We start from the raw sequence: 223 nt of genomic DNA, 5'->3' as shown, positions 1-223 counted from the left end.
CGCTGCTGCACCAAGGTAAAACCGTCACGGAAGATCAGCGTGCAGCGATCGAAGAGCGCCCGGCGTTGATCTTTTCGCGCAAGAGCACGCTGTATGTGACGTTTGCCGAGGTGCAACTGAGCGCTGCCAAGTGCCGGCAGGTACTGGATAGCACGGAGGAGCGCGAGCACTTCATGCAGGCAGTCGATCTGGGGCCGGTCAATTGCCTGGTTGGCGGCGAGCA

Annotated in this window: 1 protein-coding gene; it reads left to right on the top strand. The window is 61.0% G+C overall.

Annotated elements, in window-relative coordinates; translation table 11 throughout:
• A partial coding sequence (locus tag ACW9IR_RS30220) for a toxin VasX (protein ID WP_457466281.1) occupies positions 1-223 on the top strand: 223 nt, incomplete at both ends.

Source organism: Pseudomonas sp. SDT291_1_S447 (assembly GCF_054070155.1).
This window is presented reverse-complemented; position numbering and strand designations above follow the sequence as displayed.